This window comes from Streptomyces sp. NPDC056883 (assembly GCF_042788835.1).
Classification (GTDB): Bacteria; Actinomycetota; Actinomycetes; order Streptomycetales; family Streptomycetaceae; genus Streptomyces; species Streptomyces stoeckheimensis.
This window is the reverse complement of record NZ_JBHUBS010000028.1, coordinates 1-22,444: the sequence shown is the minus strand read 5'-3', so window position 1 is coordinate 22,444 and position 22,444 is coordinate 1. Positions and strand designations below refer to the sequence as shown.

Genomic DNA, 22,444 nt, shown 5'->3' with positions numbered 1-22,444 from the left:
CACCATGAGCGGAATTCTCGACGGCAAGCGCATCCTCGTCACGGGGGTGCTGATGGAGTCCTCCATCGCCTTCCACGTCGCCAAGCTGGCCCAGGAGCAGGGCGCCGAGGTCATCCTCACCGCGTTCCCGCGGCCCACGCTGACCGAGCGCATCGCCCGCAAGCTGCCCAAGCCCGCGAAGGTGATCGAGCTCGACGTCACCAACGACGAGCACCTGGCCCGTGTGGAGGACGTCGTCCGCACGGAGCTCGGCGGCCTCGACGGCGTCGTCCACTCCATCGGCTTCGCGCCGCAGGACGCGCTCGGCGGCAACTTCCTGAACACCCCGTTCGAGTCGGTCGCGACCGCCATGCACGTCTCGGCGTTCTCGCTGAAGTCGCTGACCATGGCCTGCAAGCCGCTCTTCCCGGAGAACGAGGGCGCTTCGGTCGTCGGCCTCACCTTCGACGCGCAGTACGCGTGGCCGCAGTACGACTGGATGGGCCCGGCCAAGGCCGCGCTGGAGGCCACCAGCCGCTACCTCGCCCGTGACCTGGGCAAGGAGAAGATCCGCTGCAACATGATCTCGGCCGGTCCGATCGGCTCGATGGCTGCGAAGTCCATCCCGGGCTTCAGCGGCCTGGCGGACATCTGGGACCAGCGGTCCCCGATGGACTGGGACATGTCGGACCCGGAGCCGGCCGCCAAGGGCGTCGTCGCCCTGCTGTCGGACTGGTTCCCCAAGACCACCGGCGAGATCATCCACGTCGACGGCGGTCTGCACGCGATGGGTGCCTGACCTCTCCGGTCCGCCCGATCCGGGACGACCCGTTCCATCCGTACGGCGGCGGGGCGGGGGTCGTACGGGGACCGCACGGGGGCGGCACGGGGTGGCTCGATCAGATGTCCGCCCCCGGACCGGATCTTCCCGAGTCGAAAATCAGGACATTTGCCTGCAAACTGGGCCCGTCGGGATCTTCCCGGCTCCTGCGGGGAGGAGGTACGGGAGTGCGCGCGAGGCGGAGCCGAGCGGTATCCCTGCTGGTCACCTCGGTGGTCCTGACCGGATTCCTGCTCCCGGGAGCCGTCGCGCAGGACGAGGGGCCCGCCCCGGCGCCCGGTACGGACGTCCAGGCCCCGGCCGTGGTCGACCTGGCCCAGATCCCCGCCGAACCGCCCGTACAGCCCGCGAAGCCCGCCGCCCGGGAGCTCTTCGGGGCCGACTGCGACACCGAGATCAACGGTTCGCAGGTGGTCGCGTTCTGCCACAACGCCTATCCCCAGACCGACCTGGTCCGCCTGCACGTGGAGTGCGACCGCTGGTGGGACGTGGACGGGGACGGCACCGCCGTGGCCGTCGGACCGGCGGGCCGGGTGGAGCTCTCCGGCCGCTGCTGGAAGGAAGTCCGCTCCGCGTGGGTCAGCCACCAGCGGCAGTGATCCCGACGGGCTGCCGCCCTTCCTTGGCCAGGCAGACGAACGGATAGCCGGCCGCCTCCGAGGCCGCCGCGTCCCCGTCGCCGCGCCGGATCGCCTCGATCAGCCGGGCGTGGTCCAGGTGCGAGGCGGGATCGAGCTCCGTGCCCACGTCGGTGCGCAGCCAGTCGGCCACCAGATCGCCGAGGTCCGCGTACAGCTCGATGAGCACGTCGTTGTGCGAGGCCGCCACCACCGCCATGTGCAGGGCCACGTCCGCCGCGATGAACGGCTCCGCGTCCCCGCCCGACCACGCCTCCTCGCGCCGCGCCAGCAGCGCGTCCAGCTGTACGAGGTCCCGCGCCGTCCGCCGCTCCGCCGCCAGACGGGCCGCCGAGGACTCCAGCGTCGAGCGCAGCTCCGCGATGTGCCGGGGATCGGCGCCGGCGAAGCGGCGGTGCATGACCCCGGCCAGCTCGCTGGTGGCGATGACGTACGTCCCCGAGCCCTGGCGGATGTCGAGGAGGCCGTTGTGCGCGAGGGCCCGGACGGCCTCCCGCACGGTGTTGCGGGCGACGCCCATCAGCTCCACGAGCTCCGGCTCGGTGGGGATCCGGGAGCCCACGGGCCATTCGCCGGTGGTGATCTGGTTCCTGAGCTGGGCGATCACCTGGTCGACGAGCGCGGATCGCCGGGGCGAGGTCAGCGGCATGCGGTCGGGGTTCCTCTCGGGACGGGAGCGGTGCGCGTGACGGGAACGATACGGCCGCGGGGTGGACAGTCAATCATCCCATGATTCTATGATGGTCGAATGTCCGACGAAGAAGTCCAGATCCTGAACCGGCCCCAGGCCGCGCGCACGGCATCCCAGCAGCCCCTTCCCGCCCCCGCCACCACCCCGCAGCCGGCGTGGCTCGGACCCGTGCTCCTCGTCGGCATCGTGCTGGCCGCCCTCAACCTGCGGCCCGCCATCACCAGCCTCGGCGCCCTGTTCGAGGAGACCCGCGAGGGCCTCGGCATGAGCGGAACCGTCGCCGGACTCATCACCTCCGTGCCCGCCCTCTGCTTCGCCGTCTTCGGGTTCACCGCGCCCCGGCTCTCCCGCCGCTTCGGCCCGGCCGCCGTCGTCTGCGCCGGCATGGCCGCCGTCGCCGCGGGCCTGCTGATCCGGCCCTTCGCGACCAACGCCGCCGGATTCCTCGCGGCCAGCGCCCTGACCCTGGCGGGCATAGCCCTGACCAACGTGCTCCTGCCGGTGATCGTCAAGCGCTGGTTCCCCGACCGGGTCGGCACCATGACGGGGCTCTACTCCATGGCCCTGGCCGCCGGCACCTCGCTCGCCGCGGCGGCGACCGTCCCGATGACCCAGGCCCTCGGCGGCAGCTGGCGCACCGGCCTGCTGGTGTGGGGCTTCCTCGCCCTGGCGGCCGTCCTGCCCTGGCTGGCCATCGGCGCGGCGGCCCGCAAGGAGAAGGCCGCGGCCGCCGGCGTACCGGCCGCCCGCCCCGACGCCGGGCCCGGCGTGATGCGCAGCCGCACCGCCTGGGCCCTCGCCTGCTACTTCGGACTCCAGGCCACGGGCGCGTACATCACCATGGGCTGGCTCCCGCAGATCTTCCGCGACGCAGGGGTCTCCGCCTCCACGGCGGGCGTCCTGCTCGCCGTCACCATGGTCATGGGCGTCCCGCTCGCCTTCGTCATCCCGGGCCTCGCGGGCCGGATGAAGAACCAGGGCCCCATCGCCGTCGGCCTCGGCCTCTTCGGCCTCGTCGGCTACCTGGGGCTCTACTTCGCCCCCGCCGGCGGCGCCTGGGTCTGGGCCCTCCTGCTCGGCGTCTCCAACTGCGCCTTCCCGCTCGTCATCACCATGATCGGACTGCGGGCCAAGTCCCCGGCCGGCGTCGTCAAGCTGTCCGCCTTCGCCCAGAGCACCGGCTACCTCATCTCCATCCCCGGGCCGCTCCTCATCGGCACCCTCTACCAGCACACCGGCGGCTGGGACCTGCCCCTCGCCCTGATGGCCGGTCTGCTCGTCCCGCAGATCGTGCTCGGCGTGCTGGCGGGCCGGGACCGCACGATCGAGGACGAATGCGGCATGCGAGACTGATCGGCATGTCGCCCGTACTTGAACCGAACCCCCAGAACGGCCACCGGAAGCTCGGCCTCGTGCTGGGCGCGATGCTGCTGGTCACCGTGATCATCGCCGTCCTCGCCACCCTCGCCTCGCCGTAGGGGACGTCCTGGGGGTGGGGTTAACCCCCCAACCCCTAGGGGGTCAGGCTCAGGGACATCTGGGGTGCGTCCCGGATGGGAACCGCCTGCTCGAATCCTTAGATTCGAAGAGCAAGAGCGAGCCCGCCCGACGCACCCCACGGAGGCGGCCATGTCGGCCCCCACACACCTGGCCCCCGGCCACCCGTCCGCACCCCGCGCCGCCGGGGCCGACGCACGGCTGCCCTGGTGGGCGCTCGCCCTGCCCGCCCTCGCCTTCGGCTTCCTGCTCATACTCCTCGCCGGATCCGGCCAGGCGCACGCCGCCTCCGGCGAAGGCTCCGCGCTCGTCCAGGTCACCGAACGGCTGCTGAGCGCCGTCGGCTGACGGGCCGCCAGCCACCCGGAGCCCACCCGCACGGCCGCGAGCCGGGGCACGCCCCCTGCCCGCCACACCTGCGGGGGGACCCCCTCAACACCCTGCGCCCCGTGGCTCGATTCATGCGAAGCTGGGAGCCATGAGCGCCGACACACCCCGCAGGATCGTCCTCCTCCGGCACGCCAAGGCCGAATGGTCGGACGGCACGGACCACGACCGCCCCCTGGCAGAACGCGGCCGTCACGACGCCCCGGCCGCGGGCCAGAAACTGGCCCAGACCGGCATCACCTTCGACCTGGCCCTCTGCTCCAGCGCGGCCCGCACCAGGGAGACCTGGAAGCTGGCCGTCCAGGAGCTGCCGCACCGGCCGAAGACCACGTACGAGGAACGGCTCTACGAGGCCTCGCTGGGCGAGCTCATCGCCCTGGTCAACGAGACCTCCGACGAGGTCAAGAACCTCCTGGTCATCGGCCACAACCCCGGCATGCACGCACTGGCCGACGCCCTCGCGGGCAGCGCGCAGGGCGACGTGCTCGCCCGGATGAACCGCAGCGGCTTCCCGACCTCCGGGATCGCCGTCGTCTCCTTCACCGGCTCGTGGAAGTCCGTGGAACACGGCGTGGGCACCCTGCTGGACTTCTGGACCCCGCACAGCTGACGCGCACACCCCCCGTCGACTACGCCCTCCGCCGACGCAGCGGGCCCCGGCACTTCGACAGTGCCGGGGCCCGCTGCGTCTGTGTCTCGTCGGGGTACGGACGCCATCGTCACGCCAGGTCGGCGGCCTCGACCTCTTCGCGGGTGATCCCGAGCAGGTAGAGCACGGCATCCAGGAAGGGCACGTTCACCGCGGTGTGCGCGGCCTGGCGGACCACCGGCTTGGCACAGAAGGCCACGCCCAGCCCGGCCGCGTTCAGCATGTCCAGATCGTTGGCACCGTCACCGATGGCCACCGTCTGGGCCAGCGGTACGCCGGCCTCCGCGGCGAAGCGGCGCAGCAGCCGGGCCTTGCCGGCCCGGTCCACGATCTCGCCGGTGACCTTGCCCGTCAGCTTTCCGTCGACGATCTCCAGGGTGTTGGCGGAGGCGAAGTCCAGCCCGAGCCTCTCCCGCAGATCGTCCGTCACCTGCGTGAACCCGCCGGAGACCACGCCCACCTGGTACCCGAGGCGCTTGAGGGTGCGGATCAGCGTCCGGGCACCCGGGGTGAGGCGCACCTCGGAGCGGACCTTGTCCACCACGGAGGCGTCCAGCCCGGCCAGCAGCGCGACCCGGGCGTGCAGCGACTGCTCGAAGTCCAGCTCCCCGCGCATGGCCCGCTCGGTCACCTCGGCGACCTCGGCCTCACAGCCGGCGTGGGCGGCGAAGAGCTCGATGACCTCGTCCTGGATCAGGGTCGAGTCCACGTCCATGACGACGAGGCGCTGGGCCCGCCGGTGCAGCCCGGACGAGACCACGGCCACGTCGACGCCGATCTGCGCGGCGGCGGTGGCCAGCGCGGTGCGCAGCGGCTCGGTCGCGGTGCCGGAGACGGCGAACTCCACGGCCGTCACCGGATACTTCGCGAGCCGGAAGATGCGGTCGATGTTGCCGCCGGTCGCGGTGATCCGCGCGGCGATGGCGGCCGTGGACTCGGCGGTGAGCGGATGCCCGAGCACGGTGACGTGCGAACGGCCACTGCCGCGCGGCCGGTTGTCACCGGTGCCGGAGAGGATCTCGGCCTGCAGCTTGAGGGACTCGGCCCAGCTGTGGACGGTGGCCCGCAGCTCGCCCTCGGTGCCGGCGGTCGGATGGGTGACGAGGGCGCACAGGACGATGCGGCCTCGGGTGACGACCTGCTCGATGTCGACCACGTCGACGGAGTAGGCGGCGAGGGTGTCGAACAGCCCGGCGGTGATCCCGGGACGGTCCTTGCCGAAGATCTTGACGAGGAGGGTGGGGACGTCGGAGGTCTGCGAAGCGCTCATGGTGCCTTCACCGTATCTCCCCGGCCTGTGGGCACGGAGCCCCGTCCCACCTGGCGGAACCGTTTCGCTCCGTACGGACGTGCGGACGCCACACGGTGGACGTGTGGAGGTCGTGCGATGGCCATGGGCGGGCCCCGGAGCGGGTGCGTGGAGATCCGGCGACGGGACGAAGCGATGCACCGGCCCGGCCGGAGGCATGCCGGAGCGTCCCGAAACACACCATCCGGGAGGCTTTGGACCCCCTCGGCAGGGCCTTCCGGGCGCCGCCGAGTGGCCCGGATTCCCCTTGTGGCCGTGCGCCTGAAATAGTTCCCCCGGATGTTCGCCATCCCTAGACTCCCAGACGTCATGGGGGATTCTCGGGGGACTTAAGTGGGGCTGGAGTGCCGGAACTCGTACTGGAATTGAATGGAAGGACCTGGACGCTCGATCCGTCCAGGTCGTACTCGCTGGGGCGTGATCCCCAGGGAGACGTGGTGATCGATGACGCCCGGGTGTCGTGGCGGCACGCCACCATCGCCTGGAACGGGCGAGGTTGGGGAATCGAGGACCACGGAAGCACCAACGGCACGTACGTGCGCGGGGCGAGGGTCCAGCAGGCCGAGCTCGTACCCGGCACGCCGGTGCACCTCGGCAACGCCACCGACGGGCCGAGGCTGAATCCCGTCGCGGGCGCGGCCGCCGCCGCTGCGCCGCAGCCGGCCGTGGCGCAGCAGTCGCCCGCCCAGGCGTACGCGCAGCAGCCGCAGGCCCAGCAGCAGGCACCGCAGCAGCAGGCCCAGCAGCCTTGGGAGCAGCAGGTCCAGCAGGCCCCGCCGTTCCCGCAGCAGCAGGCCCAGCAGCCGCACCAGGCGCAGCCCTTCCCGCAGCAGCAGCACCAGCCGCAGCAGCAGCCGGGCGGCGGCGGTACCCCGGGCTACGGAGACCACCGCAGCCCGACGACGTTCCACCAGCTCGCGCTGGGCCACGTCATGCGCATCGGCCGTGCGCTGGAGAACGAGCTGGTGGTCTCCGACCTCCAGGTCTCCCGCCACCACGCGGAATTCCGCTCGATGCCGGGCGGCCGCTTCGAGATCCGCGACCTCGGCAGCCACAACGGCACCTACGTCAACGGCCAGCCGCTGGCGAAGTCCGGCACCGCGCTGCTCGGCCCGAACGACATCGTCGGCGTCGGCCACTCGACCTTCCGGATCGTCGGCGACCGCCTCGAGGAGTTCGTCGACACCGGTGACGTCTCCTTCTCGGCCCGCCACCTCACGGTCACGGTCGACGGCGGCAAGCAGATCCTCAAGGACGTCACCTTCGGCGTCCCCGAGAAGTCGCTGATCGGCGTCATCGGCCCCTCCGGCTCCGGCAAGTCGACGCTCCTCAAGGCGCTGACCGGCTACCGCCCGGCCAACCAGGGCGACGTCCTCTACGACAACCGCAACCTGTACAAGCAGTTCGCGGAGCTCCGCCAGCGCATCGGCCTGGTCCCGCAGGACGACATCCTGCACAAGGAGCTGAAGGTCAGCACCGCCCTCAAGTACGCGGCCAAGCTCCGCTTCCCGGGCGACACCGCCGAGTCCGAGCGCGCCGCCCGCATCAACGAGGTGCTGCGCGAGCTCAAGCTCGACATCCACAAGGACAAGAAGATCACCGCCCTCTCGGGCGGCCAGCGCAAGCGCGTGTCTGTGGCCCTGGAGCTGCTGACCAAGCCCTCGCTGATCTTCCTGGACGAGCCCACCTCCGGCCTCGACCCGGGCATGGACCGCGATGTCATGCAGCTGCTGCGCGGCCTCGCCGACGACGGCCGCACGGTCCTCGTCGTCACGCACTCGGTGGCCGAGCTGTCCATCTGCGACAAGCTGCTGGTCATGGCCCCGGGCGGTTCGGTCGCGTACTTCGGCCCGCCGGACGAGGCGCTGAACTTCTTCGGCTACTCCACCTGGGCCGACGTGTTCTCCGCCTTCGAGAGCTACCGCGACTACGACTGGGCCGGCCGCTGGAAGGGCTCGCAGCACTACCAGCTCTACGCCGCCGACATCGACGCGGTCGCCCCGCAGTCGGTGCAGCCCGCCGTGCAGTCGACCCGGCCGCCGAAGCCGCAGGGCTGGGGCTCCCAGCTCTGGACGCTGATGCGCCGCTACATGTCGGTCATCGCGTCCGACAAGGGCTTCATCGGGCTGATGCTGATCCTCCCGGCGGTCCTCGGCGTGGTCTCCGTCGTCATCCCCGCGAAGTTCGGACTCGCGCCGCCCGTGGCGCCGTCCCGCTTCAACGGCGACGCCGGCACGATCATGCTGATCCTCGCGGTCGGCATGTGCTTCTCCGGCGCCGCGAACTCGGTCCGCGAGCTGATCAAGGAACGCGTGATCTACGAGCGCGAGCGCGCGACCGGCCTGTCCCGGTCGGCGTACCTCGCGTCGAAGGTGATCGTCCTCGGGTTCATCACGGCCATCCAGGGCGTGATCATCTGCGCGATCGGCTTCTACCCGCGCGACCTGCCCGCCGAGGGCCTGCTGATGCCGCCGGCCGTGGAGATCTGCCTGTCGGTCATCGCGCTCGGCTTCACCTCCATGATGTTCGGCCTGGTGATCTCCTCGCTGGTGAAGACCGCCGAGAAGACCATGCCGCTGCTCGTCATGTTCGCGATCGTCCAGGTCGTCTTCACCGGCATCCTCTTCCAGGTCTACGACTCTCCGGGCCTGGAGCAGTTCGCCTGGCTGATGCCGTCCCGCTGGGCGATCGCCGCCGCCGGCACCACGCTGAACCTCGGCGTGCTCATGCCGCCGTGGGACCAGGACAACCCGACCAACACCGACCCGCTCTGGGACGCCACGGTCGGCCAGTGGAGCCTGAACATCACGATCCTGCTGCTCATCGGCGTCGCCTGCGGCTTCGCCGTGCAGCGCCTGCTCCGCCGCCACGAGCCCGAGGTCATGCGCGCCGGCAAGTGACCCGGCGAGCAGAGACCAGGGCCGCGTAGGCACGCGGGCACGCACGAAACGCCTCAGGGCGGCTCCGGAACACCGGGGCCGCCCTGAGGCGCATGGGGGGCTGGGGAGGACGCCAGAGGCCTAGTAGGCGCTGTTGACGTTGTCCATGGAGCCGTAGCGGTCGGCCGCGTAGTTGCAGGCGGCGACGATGTTGGCGACCGGGTCGTACTGGTCGAACTTGGTGCCCTTGACGTGGTACGCCTTGAAGGTCGGGGCGATGACCTGGAGCAGACCCTTGCTGGGGATGCCGTTCTGGGCGTTGATGTCCCAGTTGTTGATCGCCATCGGGTTACCGCTGGACTCACGCATGATGTTCTTGTGGATCCCGGCGTAGGTGCCCGGAATGCCTTCCCGCTTCATGATGAAGAGGGCTTCCTTGATCCAGCCGTCCAGGTTGTTCGCGAAGACCGGAGTGCGGGTCGCGGAACGGCTGGCGGCCGCCTTCTTCTCGCGGTCCTTCTTCGCGTCGGCCTCGGCCTTGGCCTTGGCGGCCGCATCCTTGGCGTCCTTCGCGACCTTGGCCTGCTGGTCCGCGACGACCTGCTGAACGGTGAGGTGCTGCTGCACGGCCTGCGCCTGCGCACCGTCGACGACCTTGGACCAGGCGACGGGGGCCGCGGCCACGGCGGTCGAGGTCTCACCGGCGGAGGCCGGGACGAGGGAGAAGGCGAGGGCGGCGGCGCCCAGGGTGGCTACACCGGCGATGGAAAGCTTGTGCGCCTTCGTCATCGTCAGACGACGACTGTGGCCGGGAGTGCTGGTCTCGGTCATGCGTAGCAACCTCTTCGAATAGCGGGGGCCGCAGGAAAGCGCCTGCCGGATCCGAGATCCGCGGCGCTGTGCGGCGAGAGCAATTCTTAGCGGTGGCAAAAACCTGTGGCAAAGGTGTGACGTACGATCCCGCTTAGTGGATCAGGGGCCGGAGCCGGGCCCTGAATTCAGGGCCCGGACCACGCGAGCCAGTGCTAACAGCGCCCTTATTCGTCCACTAGGGAGCTTCGTAAGTGATGTGCGTCCTATGCCCGGGCTCACATCGGTCACGTATCAATCTCACCAACCGTTGCGTCAGCAATCCGTTCAGTGACGGTTCTCATCCTTGAGTAGCAGGTGAACGTCCCCGAACTCGTGCCAAAGGCACAGGTTCGCTACGGCTGCGGCATACCCGCGCAGTACGGCCTCCCGCCCGGCCACCGCCTCCAGCATCAGCAGGTGCGAGGCCCCGGGCTCGTGCAGCCCGGTCAGCAGGCCGTCCACCGCCCGCACTCCGCGCTCCGGCGTCACGACCAGCCCGGTCCAGCCCCCTGCGGCCCGCACCACCCCGTCCCCGTCGGCGGCCGACTCCAGCGCCCGCACCGCCGTGGTCCCCACCCCGATCACCCGCCCGCCCGCCGCCCTCGCCGCGTTCACCAGCCGGGCCGTGGTCGCGGGCACCTCGTACCGCTCCGGGTACGGCGGCTCGTGCGCCTCCTGCGAGGCCACCCCCGTGTGCAGGGTCAGCGGGGCGAAGCAGACCCCCCGGCGCACCAGCTCCGCCACCAGCTCCGCCGTGAAGGGCCGGCCCGCGCTCGGCATCTCCGCCGAACCCGCCCCGTCGGCCCGGGGCACCGCGAAGACCGTCTGGTACGCCGCGAGCGGCTGGTCCCGCTCCGTATGGGCGTACCGGATCGGCCGCCCGTACGAGCGCAGCAGCGCCGGCACCTCCTCAGGCCGCCCCCGCGGCGGCGCGGGCCGCGCCCACCACAGCCGGTCCGCCCCCGGCGCCATCGGCTCCTCCAGTACGAGGCGCCACCCGCCCGGCAGCTCCACGACGCCCCCGGCGGGCCCCCCGGCCCGGGGCCGGGTCGACCCCCGTACGACCCGGTCCCGCTCCCGGAGCTCCACGGTCCAGCGGCCGTCCTCGCCGCGCGTGGAGAAGTGCACGACGAGCTCCTCGCCCCCGAGCCGCCCGTCCACGGCCGCCGGCAACGTCGCCGAGGTGTTCACCACCAGCACGTCCCCGGCGTGCAGCAGCCCCGGCAGCTCCCGGAAGGCGTGCAGCGACACCTCGGAAGCGCCCCGCGAGACCAGCAGCCGCACCGAGTCCCGCCCCCGTCCCGGCCCCCGCTGCTCGGCGGGAACCCGGGCCGCAAGACCCGGCGGAATGTCCCTTATATACGGTCCCTTCTCCCGTAGCCCCCGCTCCCCGCTCACCGCACCGCCCCGTCCGCCCCGAGAACCGCCTCCACACCGTCGCGCCCCTGCGCCGCGTCGCGCCCCTGCGCCGCGTCGCGCCCCTGCGCCGCGTCGCGCCCCTGCGCCGCGTCGCGCCGCTGGGCCGCGTCGCGCCCCTGTACCGCGTCGCGCCCCTGTACCGCGTCGCGCCCCTCCACGCCGTCGCGCCCCTGTGCCTTGGCGCGCCCCTGCGCCGCGGCGAGCCCCTGGGCCGTGTACCGCCCGCTGGGCGCGGGTCCCGTCAGCAGGGTCAGCAGCACCGGAGCCACCTCCTGCGGCGTCGGCAGCGCCGCCAGGTCCTCCGCGGGATCGGCCGCCGCCATCATCCGCGTCCGCATCGAGCCCGGATCCGCCCACCACACGCGCAGCCCCGGTTCCTCCCCGGCCAGGACCGCCGACATCAAGTCACCCGCCGCCTTGGTCGCTCCGTAGCCACCCCAGGTCCTGTAGGGCACCACCGCCGCGTCCGAGCTGATGTTCAGCACCGCCCCGGCGGCGGCCGCCCGCAGCAACGGCAGCGTCTCCTGGACCAGCCCCAACGGCGCCACCACGTTCACCTCGAACGCCTCGCGCAGCCCCTCCAGCGGGTGCACCGCCAAGGGCACCAGCGGCTCCGCGCCCAGCACGCCCGCGTTGTTCACCAGCAGGTCCAGCCCGCCCAGCTCCCGCGCCGCCGCCACCAGCTCCGCCCGGTGCGCCACCGAGGACACGTCCCCGGCCACCGCCGTCACCCGCGCCCCCGCCGCCCGCAAGGCCTCCCCGGCCTCCGCCAGCGGGCCCGCGCCCCGTGCGCTCAGCACCAGGTCCCAGCCCCGGGCCGCCAGCTCCCCGGCCAGCGCCCGCCCCAGCCCCCTCGACGCCCCCGTCACCATCGCCACCGACATGACCGCACCCCTCGCCTTCCGAACCACCCGGCAGATGCCCCCAACGTAGGAACCCGGCCGCCCCCGCCGCCTCGGCCGCCGGCCGCACCGCGCCAGGTCCCTTCGACCTAGGCCGTCTCTTCCGGATCGGGCCTGACCGGCAAGATCCGAAAGAGACGGCCTAGGGCGAAGACCTACGCCGCGCCCCGGCCGCGCCCTACGCCCCCCGCCCGATCCGCCCGCCCCGGCGCCGCGAGTACCGTGAGGCCATGGACTCCGGACCCCGAGCCCCCCGCGGCGGCGGCCTGGCCGCCGTGAGCACCGCGCTCCTCGCCATGAGCCGCCGGCTGGAGGTCCGCGACGTGCTCCGCACGATCGTCGCCTCGGCCCGCGAGCTGCTCGACGCCGAGTACGCGGCCCTGGGCGTCCCGGACGACCACGGCGGCTTCGCCCAGTTCGTCGTGGACGGCATCAGCGAGGAGCAGTGGCGGGCGATCGGCCCGCTGCCCCGCCAGCACGGCATCCTCGCCGCGATGCTCCACCAGGACGGCCCCGAGCGGCTGGCCGACGTGCGCAAGGACCCCCGCTTCGAGGGCTGGCCCGCCGCCCACCCCGACATGTCCGACTTCCTCGGGCTGCCCATCCGGGACGGCGAGGAGACCCTCGGCGCCCTCTTCCTCGCGAACAAGCGGAGCGTCCCGGGCGGCAGGCACGGCTTCACCGACGAGGACGAGGAGCTCCTCTCCCTCCTCGCCCAGCACGCGGCCATCGCCCTCACCAACGCCCGCCTCTACGAGCGCAGCCGCGAGCTGACCATCGCCGAGGAGCGCTCCCGCCTGGCCCACGAGCTGCACGACGCGGTCAGCCAGAAGCTCTTCTCGCTCCGCCTGACCGCGCAGGCCGCCGCCGCCCTGGTGGACCGCGACCCGGCCCGTGCCAAGGACGAGCTCCAGCAGGTCGCCCTCCTCGCGGCCGAGGCCGCCGACGAACTGCGCGCGGCCGTCACCGAGCTCCGCCCCGCCGCCCTCGACGAGGACGGCCTGGTCGCCACCCTGCGCAACCAGGTCCGCGTCCTGGACCGCGCCCACACCGCGCACGTCACCTTCACCTGCGACGGCGTACGGGCCCTGCCCGCGGCCCAGGAGGAGGCGGTCCTGCGCGTGGCCCAGGAGGCCCTGCACAACGCCCTGCGCCACTCCGCCGGCGACCGGATCGACGTCACCCTGACCCGCCGGGAGACCGGGGGAGCCCTGCTCCGGGTGACCGACGACGGAACCGGCTTCTCCCCTCCCACCGTCCGCCGGGCGGGCCGGCACCTCGGCCTGGTCTCCATGCGGGACCGGGCCGCCGGCGTCGGAGGGAGACTCACCGTACGGTCCGAGCCCGGCACCGGCACCACGATCGAACTGGAGGTACCCGGTGGCTGACACGCCGGGCCGCAGCGGCGACGGCAGCCGCAGCCGCAGCATCAACGTACTGCTCGTGGACGACCACCAAGTCGTCCGGCGGGGCCTGCGCACCTTCCTCGAGGTCCAGGACGACATCGAGGTGGTCGGCGAGGCGGCCGACGGCGAGGAAGGCATCGACCGCGCCGAGGAACTGCGCCCCGACGTCATCCTGATGGACATCAAGATGCCGGGCACCGACGGCATCGAGGCGCTGCGCCGGCTGCGCACGCTGGCGAACCCGGCGCGCGTGCTGATCGTCACCAGCTTCACCGAGCAGCGCACGGTGGTCCCCGCCCTGCGCGCGGGCGCGGCCGGCTACGTGTACAAGGACATAGACCCCGACGCCCTCGCCGCCGCCATCCGCTCGGTGCACGCGGGCCACGTCCTCCTCCAGCCGGAGGTCGCAGGGGCCCTGCTCGCCGAGGAAGGCCCCGGCCCGTCATCCGGGCGAGGCGGCAACCTGACGGACCGCGAGCGCGAGGTGCTGCACCACATAGCGGACGGGCGCTCGAACAGGGAGATCGCCCGCGCGCTCGTCCTGTCGGAGAAGACGGTGAAGACGCACGTCTCGAACATCCTGATGAAGCTGGACCTCGCCGACCGTACGCAGGCGGCGCTGTGGGCGGTCAGACACGGCATCGCGCAGTGACTCATACGGGCGGCGGTTCATTCGGTCGGGTGTATGTAGCCCACATGGCGCATCCCGTTCGTCGGATGAGCGTTCTTCATGACGTGCCGCGGCGGCTGGTCGCGGCAGACGTACTGGAGGACGAGAACGTGAAGAACTTCAAGAAGGCCACCGCCGTCACCATGATCGCGGGCGGCCTCCTCGCCGCCGGCGCGGGTGTCTCGTCGGCGCACGGCGGTGCGTCGGCGGAGGGCGAGGCCCTGAACTCGCCCGGCGTGGCCGCGGGGAACCAGCTCCAGCTCCCCGTCCACATCCCCGCGAACGTGGTGGGCAACTCGGTCAACGTGATCGGCCTGCTCAACGGCGCCTGGGGCAACACGGGCGTCAACAACTGACCCCACACCCTTCTTGACGCGGTGCTCGCACTGCTCCCCTTCTTGACGCGGTGCTCGCACTGCTCCCCTTCTTGACGCGGTGCTCGCACTGCTCCGCAGGCTTCGCCCCGCTGCGCCGGCCTCCGACCGGCGGCGCAGTCGGGTCCGCCTGGCCGCGGGGCCCGGTGCCGCGTCGGAAACTTCGGCCCTGCTTCCCCCCTCTCCCTGGGAAGCGGGGCCGATACCGTTTCCGTGCCCTCGGGCAGCCCGCACGCTTGCCCGTGCAGGGGGCGGCCTCCTGGCGCAGCCGGGCAAAATCAGCCTCGCCGGCGTTTGAGGCGCGGGGTCCGGGGCGGCGCCCCGGAAAGCCCGGCGCAGCCGGGGCCGCTCGCGCAACGGCGCCGCACCCGATCACCGCACACCGCGGTCAGCGCCACCGCGGTCAGCGCAACCTCTCCTCGACGGCCGAGTTGTACGCCGCGACCAGCGCCCGCCGGGCAACCCGCTCCACGGGCCGCAGCGCCTCCGCCCGGGCCGCCATCTCCGAGGCGGCCACCGCCGCCCCGTGCCCCCGCTCGGTCGCCAGCGACACCATCAGGTCCACCCGCTGCGCCAGCGAGAGGACCCGTACCGCCCGCGCCGGATACCCCGGCGCCAGCGCGTCCCGCCCGGCCTCCGTCCGCGCCCGGTACGCGGACAGCGCCGCCTCCGCGACCGGCCCGGATCCGGCCACGTCCAGCCGGGTCAGCACCACCGTGGCCTCGCGCAGCGCCTCCGCGAGTTCCCGTTCCGCCTCGCCGAGCGACGGCACGTCCGCCGGCGGGGCCTCCCGTACGGGCAGGCAGTGCCAGGTCACCGATACGTGCACGTCCCCCTTCGGCCCGGCCTCGTGCACCTCCGGGACGAGCCCGAGCGCCGCACCCACCGCGACGACCGCCTCCTCCGCGTCCAGCGCCCTCGCGTTGAACTCCGGCGGCCCGCTCAGCCCCAGCGGATGTCCCGGCGCGGGCAGCGCGATCCGCAGCCCGGTCACGCCCAGCACCCGCAGCCGGCCCAGCGCCAGGGTCAGACCCACGGGGCCGGATTCCCCGGGCAGCCCCTCCACCCGGTGCACGGCGTCCTCGCCCACGATCGACAACACGGCCTCGTCGGGCGAGACGAGACCGGCCAGCAGAGCGTTCCCCCAGGCGGCCAGCCGCCCTGAACGCGGTTCGAAAAGCATCCCCCTACTTTACGGACGGCCCCCCGGACCCGGGCCCGGGCCCGGACCCCTCCCCGAGTGGCGTAGGTTTTCCCCTGGGGCTGCGCCCACCGACACGGGGCGGCGCACAGACGAACCGAGACTGCAAGGGGAGACAACACGCTCATGAGCGATGTTCTGGAGCTGGTGGACGTATCCGTGGTCCGCGAGGGCCGGGCTCTGGTGGACCAGGTCTCCTGGTCGGTCAAGGAGGGGGAGCGCTGGGTGATCCTCGGCCCCAACGGCGCCGGCAAGACCACGCTGCTGAACCTCGCCTCCAGCTACCTCTTCCCCACCAAGGGCTCCGCCACCATCCTCGGCAGCACCCTCGGCAAGGTGGACGTCTTCGAGCTGCGCCCCCGGATCGGCATGGCCGGCATCGCGATGGCCGACAAGCTGCCCAGGCGCCAGACCGTCCTGGAGACCGTCCTCACCGCCGCGTACGGGATGACGGCCACCTGGACTGAGGAGTACGAGGAGATCGACGAGCAGCGCGCCCGCGCCTTCCTCGACCGCCTCGGGATGACGCCCTACCTCGACCGGAAGTTCGGCACCCTCTCCGAGGGCGAGCGCAAGCGCACCCTGATCGCCCGTGCGCTGATGACCGACCCCGAGCTGCTGCTGCTCGACGAGCCCGCCGCGGGTCTCGACCTCGGCGGCCGCGAGGACCTCGTACGACGCCTCGGCCGGCTCGCCCGCGATCCGCTCGCCCCGTCGATGATCATGGTCACGCACCACGTCGAGGAGATCGCCCCCGGCTTCACGCACGTGCTGATGATCCGTCAGGGCAAGGTGGTCGCGGCCGGACCCATCGACCTCGAACTGACCTCCCGCAACCTCTCCCTCTGCTTCGGCCTGCCGCTCGTCGTCGAGCGCAACGACAGCGACCGCTGGACCGCCCAGGGCCTGCCCCTGCGGTAGTCCGGGCACCGGACGGACTTCCCGCACCCTGTCCGGACCGCGCCCACCCGACCTACCATGACCATGTGGACATCGACGCGTGGGTGTGGTGGCTCATAGGCGCGGTCGGACTGGGCATTCCCCTGGTCCTGACCGCGATGCCCGAGTTCGGCATGTTCGCCGCCGGAGCGGTGGCGGCCGCCGTCACGGCGGCCCTCGGCGGGGGAGTGGTCGCCCAAGTCCTGGTCTTCGTGGTCGTGTCGGTCGCGCTCCTCGCGGTCGTCCGCCCGATCGCCAACCGGCACCGCAATCAGAAACCCCAACACCGCAGCGGAATCGACGCGTTGAGGGGCCGGAGCGCCGTCGTCCTCGAACGCGTCGATGCGAGCGGCGGCGGCCGGATCAAGCTCGCCGGCGAGATCTGGTCGGCGCGCTCCCTGGACGCGGACATCACCTTCGAACCGGGTCAGTCCGTCGACGTCGTGGAGATCGACGGGGCGACCGCCGTCGTCATGTGACGGACCAGCACGTGAGCAACCCACCTGCGTGACACCGCATGTGGGCAAGCAGCCGACCCGCGGCCCCGGGGTCTGCGAGACTCCGCTGAACGGGGCAGCACAGACAGCCGGAAGGGCACGGGGAACCGCATGCAACCGATCATCATCGTTCTGATCATTCTGGTGGTTCTGGTCTTCATCGCACTGGTCAAGACGATCCAGGTGATCCCGCAGGCCAGCGCCGCCATCGTCGAACGGTTCGGGCGCTACACCCGCACCCTCAACGCGGGCCTCAACATCGTCGTCCCGTTCATCGACTCGATCCGCAACCGGATCGACCTCCGCGAGCAGGTCGTCCCCTTCCCGCCGCAGCCGGTCATCACCCAGGACAACCTGGTCGTCAACATCGACACCGTCATCTACTACCAGGTGACCGACGCCCGCGCCGCGACGTACGAGGTGGCCAGCTACATCCAGGCCATCGAGCAGCTCACCGTCACCACGCTCCGCAACATCATCGGCGGCATGGACCTGGAGCGGACCCTGACCTCCCGCGAGGAGATCAACGCGGCCCTGCGCGGAGTCCTCGACGAGGCCACGGGCAAGTGGGGCATCCGCGTCAACCGCGTCGAGCTCAAGGCCATCGAGCCGCCGACCTCCATCCAGGACTCGATGGAGAAGCAGATGCGCGCCGACCGCGACAAGCGCGCCGCGATCCTCCAGGCCGAAGGTGTCCGCCAGTCCGAGATCCTGCGCGCCGAGGGCGAGAAGCAGTCCTCCATCCTGCGCGCCGAAGGTGACGCCAAGGCCGCGGCCCTGCGCGCCGAGGGCGAGGCCCAGGCCATCCGTACGGTCTTCGAGTCCATCCACGCCGGCGACGCCGACCAGAAGCTGCTCGCCTACCAGTACCTCCAGATGCTCCCGAAGCTCGCCGAAGGCGATGCCAACAAGCTCTGGATCGTCCCGAGCGAGATCGGCGACGCCCTCAAGGGCCTCTCCGGAGCGATGGGCAACTTCGGCCCGATGGGCGCCGCCTCCGGCTTCAACCCGCAGCCCGCGGGCAAGGACGGCGGCAAGGACGGCGGCGCCGGCGGCGGAATCCCCGCCGCCAGGGACAAGGACGCCGCGGACCGCCGCGAACAGCCGACCATCGACTGAGCGGTCCGAACGGGCCGTCCCCTCCGGCATGATCAGTGAGGCCCCCCGACCTTCATGGCGGGGAGGCGACTCACTCATGCAAAGGGGACGACCCCGCCCATGTCCATCTGGGAATCACTCGCGGTCTTCGCGGCCGGCATCGGCGCCGGCACCATCAACACCATCGTCGGTTCCGGCACCCTGATCACCTTCCCGGTGCTGCTGGCCACCGGCCTGCCGCCGGTCACGGCCAACGTCTCCAACACCTTGGGCCTCGTGCCCGGTTCCATCAGCGGAGCCATCGGCTACCGCAAGGAGCTCCAGGGCCAGCGCGCCCGCATCATCAGGCTCGGCGCCGTCTCGCTCGTCGGCGGACTCGCCGGCGCGATCCTGCTCCTCACCCTGCCGTCGGATTCCTTCGACACGATCGTGCCCGTCCTGATCGGCCTGGCCCTCGTGCTCGTCGTCTTCCAGCCCCGGCTCGCCGCCGCCCTGCGCAGGCGCCAGGAGGCCGCCGGAGGCGACACCGGCCACCCCGACGGCGGCCCGCTGCTGCTGTCGGGCATGCTGCTCTCCAGCGCGTACGGGGGCTACTTCGGCGCTGCCCAAGGCGTGCTCTACCTCGGCCTGATGGGCCTGCTGCTCCGCGAGGACCTCCAGCGGATCAACGCGGTGAAGAACGTCGTCGCGGCGCTGGTGAACGGCATCGCGGCCGTCTTCTTCCTCTTCGTCGCAGAGTTCGACTGGACGGCCGTCCTGCTCATCGCCGTCGGCTCCACCATCGGCGGCCAGCTCGGCGCCAAAGTCGGCCGCCGACTGCCGCCCACCGCTCTGCGCGCCGTCATCGTGACCGTCGGGATCATCGCGATCGTCCAGCTGCTGCTCCGCTGAGCGACGTAGAAAACGTACGTCGCCCAGCGCAGCCGTCTACCCGGCGGGACGATCCCGCCCTACGTGATCACGAGCAGCCCTACGCGGAACGCTCCAGCCACTCGGGCAGCGCCTCCCGCCCGCCGACCCCCAGCGCGAGCAGCATGGCGTCGGCCGGCGAGGGAACGAAGGGCTTCCGGAGGAGCGGCATCCCCGCCTCCTCCGGAGTCCGGGCCGCCTTGCGGTGGTTGTCCTCGGAGCAGGAGGCCACCGTGTTCAGCCAGGTGTCCCCGCCGCCCTGAGCCCGCGGAAGTACGTGGTCCACGGTCGTCGCGCGCTTCCCGCAGTAGGCGCACCGGTGTTGGTCCCGGATCAACACCCCCCTCCGTGACCAGGGAGCATGTCTCCGGAAGGGCACCCGGACGTACCTGCAGAGTCTGATCACCCGCGGCAACGGAAGCTCCATCGTGGCCGCGCGCACACGGAACTCGGGATGCGCCTGTTCGACCACGGCCTTGTCCTGGAGCACCAGGACCACAGCTCGGTTCATCGTCACCGTCGACAGCGGCTCGAAGCTCGCGTTCAGCACCAGCGTGTCCCGCATCTCGCCCACCTCCCGTGTGCAGGCCCGCGACCACCCTGGCGGCAAGGCCCGCAACCACTCTGGTCGCGCGCGCCACGCGGGACAACGCAATAAAAATGCCCGGTCCTGGTCGTCTTTAGACCAGGACCGGGCTAACGCTCGGAGAACGAAGGGCGGAAACGCTCAGCTGGCGGGAGCTTCGTACTCACCGACGAGCTGCGCACGCCCCAGCGTGTGGAACCGCAGATTGAACCCGACGGCGGCCGGCGACACGTCCGCCCCGGGACCGAGCTTCTCCTGGTCCACCGCGTACACGGTGAACACGTAACGGTGCCGCTCACCGGCCGGGGGAGCCGCCCCGCCGAAGTCCTGCGTGCCGTAGTCGTTGCGCACGTGCACGGCCCCGGCGGGCAGCCCCTCGAACTTCCCGCTGCCCGCCCCGGCCGGCAGCTCGGTGACCGAGACCGGCAGGTCGAAGAGCACCCAGTGCCAGAACCCGCTGCCCGTCGGGGCATCCGGGTCGAAGCAGGTCACGGCGAAGCTCTTCGTCTCCTCCGGGAACCCCTCCCACCGCAGCTGCGGCGATACGTTCCCCCCGGACAGCACCTGGGCGGACCCCAGATCGGCCCCGGGCTCCAGGTCCGCACTGCTCACGGTGAACGCGTGCACCGCCGGATGGAAATCGTGGGGGAGCGGCGCCCTGCTCTGCTCGGCCACTGCGGAACCTCCTGCTGGATCGAGTCGACGCTGACCGGTGCCGGCACCTGTACGGCACCGGCACCGAGCCTAGATCGGCTCAGAACCAGTTGCGCTGCGAACCCACCGACGAGATCCACTGGTTCAGGTAGGCCGCCCAGTCGGTGCCCTGGTAGGACTGCAGCCCCACCTGGAAGCAGCGGAAGGTGTCGCTGCCCTCGCTGAACAGGCCCGGCTTCTTGTCCATCTCCAGGACGACGTCCATCTCGCGCCCGTCGGAGACGAAGGTCAGCTCGACCTGGTTCAGCCCCCGGTACTGCGACGGCGGCAGGAACTCGATCTCCTGGTAGAAGGGCAGCGTCTGCCGCGTCCCCCGGATGTGCCCGCGCTCCATGTCCGCGCTGCGGAAGGTGAAGCCCAGCTGGGCGAAGGCGTCGAGGATCGCCTGCTGCGCCGGCACCGGGTGCACGTTGATCGCGTCGAGGTCGCCGGCGTCCACCGCGCGCGCGATCTCCAGCTCCGTGCTGACCCCGATGTTCATCCCGTGCAGATGACGGCCCCCGAAGTGGGTGATCGGCGTCTCCCAGGGGATCTCCAGCCCGAACGGCACCACGTGCAGGGCGCCCGCCTGGACCTGGAAGGCACCACCGAGACGCTGCTTGGTGAAGACCACGTCCTGCTTGTACTCCTGGTCGTTGCCCTCCACCTCCACCCGCGCCTGGAGCCCGACGGACAGCCCCTCGATCTGCTGCTCCACGGATCCGCCCTGGATCCGGACCTCGCCCTGGACGATCCCGCCCGGCACGACGTTCGGCTCGGTGATGACGGTGTCGACCGAAGCACCACCGGCACCCAGGCTCGCGAACAGCTTCCTGAACCCCATGCTCTGACTCCCCTATACGACTACGACGTGCTCGAAAAAGTCCTGCTCGGCAAGACGCGCGCGACTCCGCGCGGTGCTACCCCTACAAACGCGGAACCTTAGGCCCCGGTTGCAGGAGTACCCAGTCCACTACGCTCGACCGGATGAGCGCGCGCCCCGACCGTACGCCCCTGCTCCGGTCCTTCTTCGACCGCCCGGTCCTCACCGTGGCCCCGGACCTCCTCGGCCGCACCCTGGTCCGCCGCACCCCGGACGGCCCCATGGAACTGCGCATCACGGAGGTGGAGGCGTACGAGGGAGAAGCCGATCCGGGCTCCCACGCCTACCGCGGCCGCACGGCGCGCAACGCGTCGATGTTCGGTCCACCCGGACACGCGTACGTCTACTTCATCTACGGCATGTGGTTCAGCCTCAACCTGGTCTGCGGCCCGCCGGGCCACGCGAGCGGTGTCCTGCTCCGGGCGGGGGAGGTCACCCTGGGCGCGGAGCTGGCCCGCAAACGCCGGGTTTCAGCCAGAAACGACAGGGAACTGGCCAAGGGTCCGGCCCGCCTGGCCACCGCCCTGGCCGTGGACCGCTCCCTGGACGGCGCGGACCTCTGCGCCGGCCCGGATTCCCCCTTGTCCCTCCTGACGGGCACCCCCACCTCGCCGGACCTGCGGAGCCACGGCCCCCGCACCGGAGTGGGCGGCGCCGGCGCGGCCCACCCGTACCGCTACTGGATCACCCACGACCCGACGGTGAGCCCGTACCGAGCCCACGCGCCACGCCGCCGCTCAACTTGACTCGGCGTCGGCGGACGCCTAACGTAGCCCGAGCCGCTTGAACGGGGCACTGCTATCAGCAGACCCCCAGAGCGGCCAACCCACTACCTACGACTTACCCCTGGCGGGGTCTTATTCGGCATGCCCGAATTCGATTCCGAACGGCCGATTATGAGCCACACGGGATAAGCGCTAATGTGGTGGAGCGCCGAAAGGCAAAGACCCCCAACGGTCACCGAATTCAAATCCAGAGTCGGAAACGACAACGGAAATGATCTGGTAGAGTTGGAAACGAAGGAAGCGCCCGGAGGGCCTGGAAACAGGAACAAAGGAAGCGTCCGTTCCTTGAGAACTCAACAGCGTGCCAAAAATCAACGCCAAAAAGTTGATACCCCGTCCACCTCGGTGGATGAGGTTCCT

The 22,444-nt window shown here is 71.4% G+C and carries 25 protein-coding genes; 15 read left to right on the top strand and 10 right to left on the bottom strand.

Annotation, left to right across the window (positions count from 1 at the left end; all coding sequences use genetic code 11):
• The first annotated feature begins 4 nt into the window (after positions 1 to 4).
• Positions 5 to 778: an enoyl-ACP reductase FabI gene (fabI, locus tag ACFRU2_RS38835; RefSeq protein ID WP_382981026.1), complete on the top strand. Its 774-nt coding sequence runs from the start codon at positions 5 to 7 to the stop codon at positions 776 to 778.
• 209 nt (positions 779 to 987) lie between these two features.
• Complete coding sequence (locus tag ACFRU2_RS38830; protein WP_382981025.1) at positions 988 to 1,419, top strand: hypothetical protein; 432 nt, start codon at positions 988 to 990, stop codon at positions 1,417 to 1,419.
• Here the strand turns inward: ACFRU2_RS38830 and ACFRU2_RS38825 are convergent.
• Positions 1,400 to 2,107, bottom strand: coding sequence for a FadR/GntR family transcriptional regulator (locus ACFRU2_RS38825; protein ID WP_382981024.1), 708 nt, complete (start codon positions 2,105 to 2,107; stop codon positions 1,400 to 1,402). The two genes, ACFRU2_RS38830 and ACFRU2_RS38825, sit on opposite strands and share 20 nt — an antisense overlap.
• Positions 2,108 to 2,206: 99 nt before the next feature.
• On the opposite strand from ACFRU2_RS38825, the gene ACFRU2_RS38820 reads away from it, so the two are divergent.
• From ACFRU2_RS38820 to ACFRU2_RS38805, 4 genes are all read left to right on the top strand, one after another.
• Positions 2,207 to 3,502, top strand: a complete 1,296-nt coding sequence (locus tag ACFRU2_RS38820; protein ID WP_382981023.1) for a CynX/NimT family MFS transporter — start codon at positions 2,207 to 2,209, stop codon at positions 3,500 to 3,502.
• 5 nt (positions 3,503 to 3,507) lie between these two features.
• Entirely contained in the window at positions 3,508 to 3,627 is a 120-nt protein-coding gene (locus ACFRU2_RS38815; protein WP_266958903.1) for an SGM_5486 family transporter-associated protein, read from the top strand.
• A gap of 151 nt (positions 3,628 to 3,778) precedes the next feature.
• Complete coding sequence (locus ACFRU2_RS38810; RefSeq protein WP_382981022.1) at positions 3,779 to 3,994, top strand: hypothetical protein; 216 nt, start codon at positions 3,779 to 3,781, stop codon at positions 3,992 to 3,994.
• Positions 3,995 to 4,124: 130 nt separating this feature from the next.
• Positions 4,125 to 4,643 (top strand): histidine phosphatase family protein, encoded by a 519-nt coding sequence (locus ACFRU2_RS38805; protein ID WP_266958907.1) that lies wholly within the window; start codon positions 4,125 to 4,127, stop codon positions 4,641 to 4,643.
• Between the two features lie 109 nt (positions 4,644 to 4,752).
• On the opposite strand, the gene serB is transcribed toward ACFRU2_RS38805, so the two are convergent.
• Positions 4,753 to 5,952: a phosphoserine phosphatase SerB gene (serB, locus tag ACFRU2_RS38800; RefSeq protein WP_382981021.1), complete on the bottom strand. Its 1,200-nt coding sequence runs from the start codon at positions 5,950 to 5,952 to the stop codon at positions 4,753 to 4,755.
• Between the two features lie 383 nt (positions 5,953 to 6,335).
• Between serB and ACFRU2_RS38795 the strand changes: the two genes are divergently transcribed.
• Entirely contained in the window at positions 6,336 to 8,891 is a 2,556-nt protein-coding gene (locus ACFRU2_RS38795; RefSeq protein WP_382981020.1) for an FHA domain-containing protein, read from the top strand.
• Between the two features lie 120 nt (positions 8,892 to 9,011).
• Here ACFRU2_RS38795 and ACFRU2_RS38790 read toward each other — a convergent pair whose 3' ends face one another.
• The 3 genes from ACFRU2_RS38790 to ACFRU2_RS38780 all read right to left on the bottom strand — a co-directional run bounded on the left by ACFRU2_RS38790 (position 9,012) and on the right by ACFRU2_RS38780 (position 12,025).
• Positions 9,012 to 9,701 (bottom strand): transglycosylase SLT domain-containing protein, encoded by a 690-nt coding sequence (locus ACFRU2_RS38790; RefSeq protein WP_382981019.1) that lies wholly within the window; start codon positions 9,699 to 9,701, stop codon positions 9,012 to 9,014.
• A gap of 306 nt (positions 9,702 to 10,007) precedes the next feature.
• Entirely contained in the window at positions 10,008 to 11,120 is a 1,113-nt protein-coding gene (locus ACFRU2_RS38785) for an S-adenosylmethionine:tRNA ribosyltransferase-isomerase (protein WP_382981018.1), read from the bottom strand.
• The gene (locus ACFRU2_RS38780; RefSeq protein ID WP_382981017.1) at positions 11,117 to 12,025 is read right to left on the bottom strand and encodes an SDR family NAD(P)-dependent oxidoreductase; all 909 of its coding nucleotides are present in this window, start codon (positions 12,023 to 12,025) and stop codon (positions 11,117 to 11,119) included. The genes ACFRU2_RS38785 and ACFRU2_RS38780 overlap by 4 nt, the downstream gene beginning before the upstream one ends.
• A gap of 248 nt (positions 12,026 to 12,273) precedes the next feature.
• Between ACFRU2_RS38780 and ACFRU2_RS38775 the strand changes: the two genes are divergently transcribed.
• The 3 genes from ACFRU2_RS38775 (at position 12,274) to ACFRU2_RS38765 (ending at position 14,475) form a co-directional block, all read left to right on the top strand.
• A complete protein-coding gene (locus tag ACFRU2_RS38775) occupies positions 12,274 to 13,431 on the top strand; it encodes a GAF domain-containing sensor histidine kinase (RefSeq protein WP_382981016.1) in 1,158 nt (385 codons plus the stop codon).
• Positions 13,424 to 14,101 (top strand): response regulator, encoded by a 678-nt coding sequence (locus tag ACFRU2_RS38770; RefSeq protein WP_382981015.1) that lies wholly within the window; start codon positions 13,424 to 13,426, stop codon positions 14,099 to 14,101. The genes ACFRU2_RS38775 and ACFRU2_RS38770 overlap by 8 nt, the downstream gene beginning before the upstream one ends.
• 128 nt (positions 14,102 to 14,229) lie before the next feature.
• Complete coding sequence (locus ACFRU2_RS38765) at positions 14,230 to 14,475, top strand: chaplin (protein WP_243338617.1); 246 nt, start codon at positions 14,230 to 14,232, stop codon at positions 14,473 to 14,475.
• Between the two features lie 421 nt (positions 14,476 to 14,896).
• On the opposite strand, the gene ACFRU2_RS38760 is transcribed toward ACFRU2_RS38765, so the two are convergent.
• Entirely contained in the window at positions 14,897 to 15,676 is a 780-nt protein-coding gene (locus tag ACFRU2_RS38760) for a hypothetical protein (RefSeq protein ID WP_382981014.1), read from the bottom strand.
• A 144-nt stretch (positions 15,677 to 15,820) separates the two neighbouring features.
• On the opposite strand from ACFRU2_RS38760, the gene ACFRU2_RS38755 reads away from it, so the two are divergent.
• From ACFRU2_RS38755 to ACFRU2_RS38740, 4 genes are all read left to right on the top strand, one after another.
• Positions 15,821 to 16,615 (top strand): ABC transporter ATP-binding protein, encoded by a 795-nt coding sequence (locus ACFRU2_RS38755; protein WP_250742216.1) that lies wholly within the window; start codon positions 15,821 to 15,823, stop codon positions 16,613 to 16,615.
• Between the two features lie 65 nt (positions 16,616 to 16,680).
• Entirely contained in the window at positions 16,681 to 17,112 is a 432-nt protein-coding gene (locus ACFRU2_RS38750) for an NfeD family protein (RefSeq protein ID WP_266958917.1), read from the top strand.
• Positions 17,113 to 17,241: 129 nt separating this feature from the next.
• Positions 17,242 to 18,249: an SPFH domain-containing protein gene (locus ACFRU2_RS38745; protein WP_382981013.1), complete on the top strand. Its 1,008-nt coding sequence runs from the start codon at positions 17,242 to 17,244 to the stop codon at positions 18,247 to 18,249.
• A 99-nt stretch (positions 18,250 to 18,348) separates the two neighbouring features.
• Complete coding sequence (locus tag ACFRU2_RS38740; RefSeq protein ID WP_382981012.1) at positions 18,349 to 19,119, top strand: sulfite exporter TauE/SafE family protein; 771 nt, start codon at positions 18,349 to 18,351, stop codon at positions 19,117 to 19,119.
• Between the two features lie 79 nt (positions 19,120 to 19,198).
• Here the strand turns inward: ACFRU2_RS38740 and ACFRU2_RS38735 are convergent, their stop codons facing one another.
• From ACFRU2_RS38735 to ACFRU2_RS38725, 3 genes are all read right to left on the bottom strand, one after another.
• Positions 19,199 to 19,702, bottom strand: a complete 504-nt coding sequence (locus ACFRU2_RS38735) for an HNH endonuclease (protein WP_254387938.1) — start codon at positions 19,700 to 19,702, stop codon at positions 19,199 to 19,201.
• A gap of 162 nt (positions 19,703 to 19,864) precedes the next feature.
• Complete coding sequence (locus tag ACFRU2_RS38730; protein WP_382981011.1) at positions 19,865 to 20,398, bottom strand: YbhB/YbcL family Raf kinase inhibitor-like protein; 534 nt, start codon at positions 20,396 to 20,398, stop codon at positions 19,865 to 19,867.
• 79 nt (positions 20,399 to 20,477) lie between these two features.
• Positions 20,478 to 21,260 carry a sporulation protein gene (locus tag ACFRU2_RS38725; RefSeq protein WP_274552572.1) on the bottom strand — a complete coding sequence of 261 codons (783 nt, stop codon included), beginning with the start codon at positions 21,258 to 21,260 and terminating at the stop codon, positions 20,478 to 20,480.
• A 143-nt stretch (positions 21,261 to 21,403) separates the two neighbouring features.
• Here ACFRU2_RS38725 and ACFRU2_RS38720 point away from each other — a divergent pair, with 143 nt between their 5' ends.
• The gene (locus ACFRU2_RS38720; RefSeq protein WP_382981010.1) at positions 21,404 to 22,045 is read left to right on the top strand and encodes a DNA-3-methyladenine glycosylase; all 642 of its coding nucleotides are present in this window, start codon (positions 21,404 to 21,406) and stop codon (positions 22,043 to 22,045) included.
• 171 nt (positions 22,046 to 22,216) lie between these two features.
• Here the strand turns inward: ACFRU2_RS38720 and ACFRU2_RS38715 are convergent.
• Positions 22,217 to 22,444 (bottom strand): hypothetical protein (locus ACFRU2_RS38715; protein ID WP_382981009.1); only part of this gene is annotated, 228 nt, incomplete at its 5' end.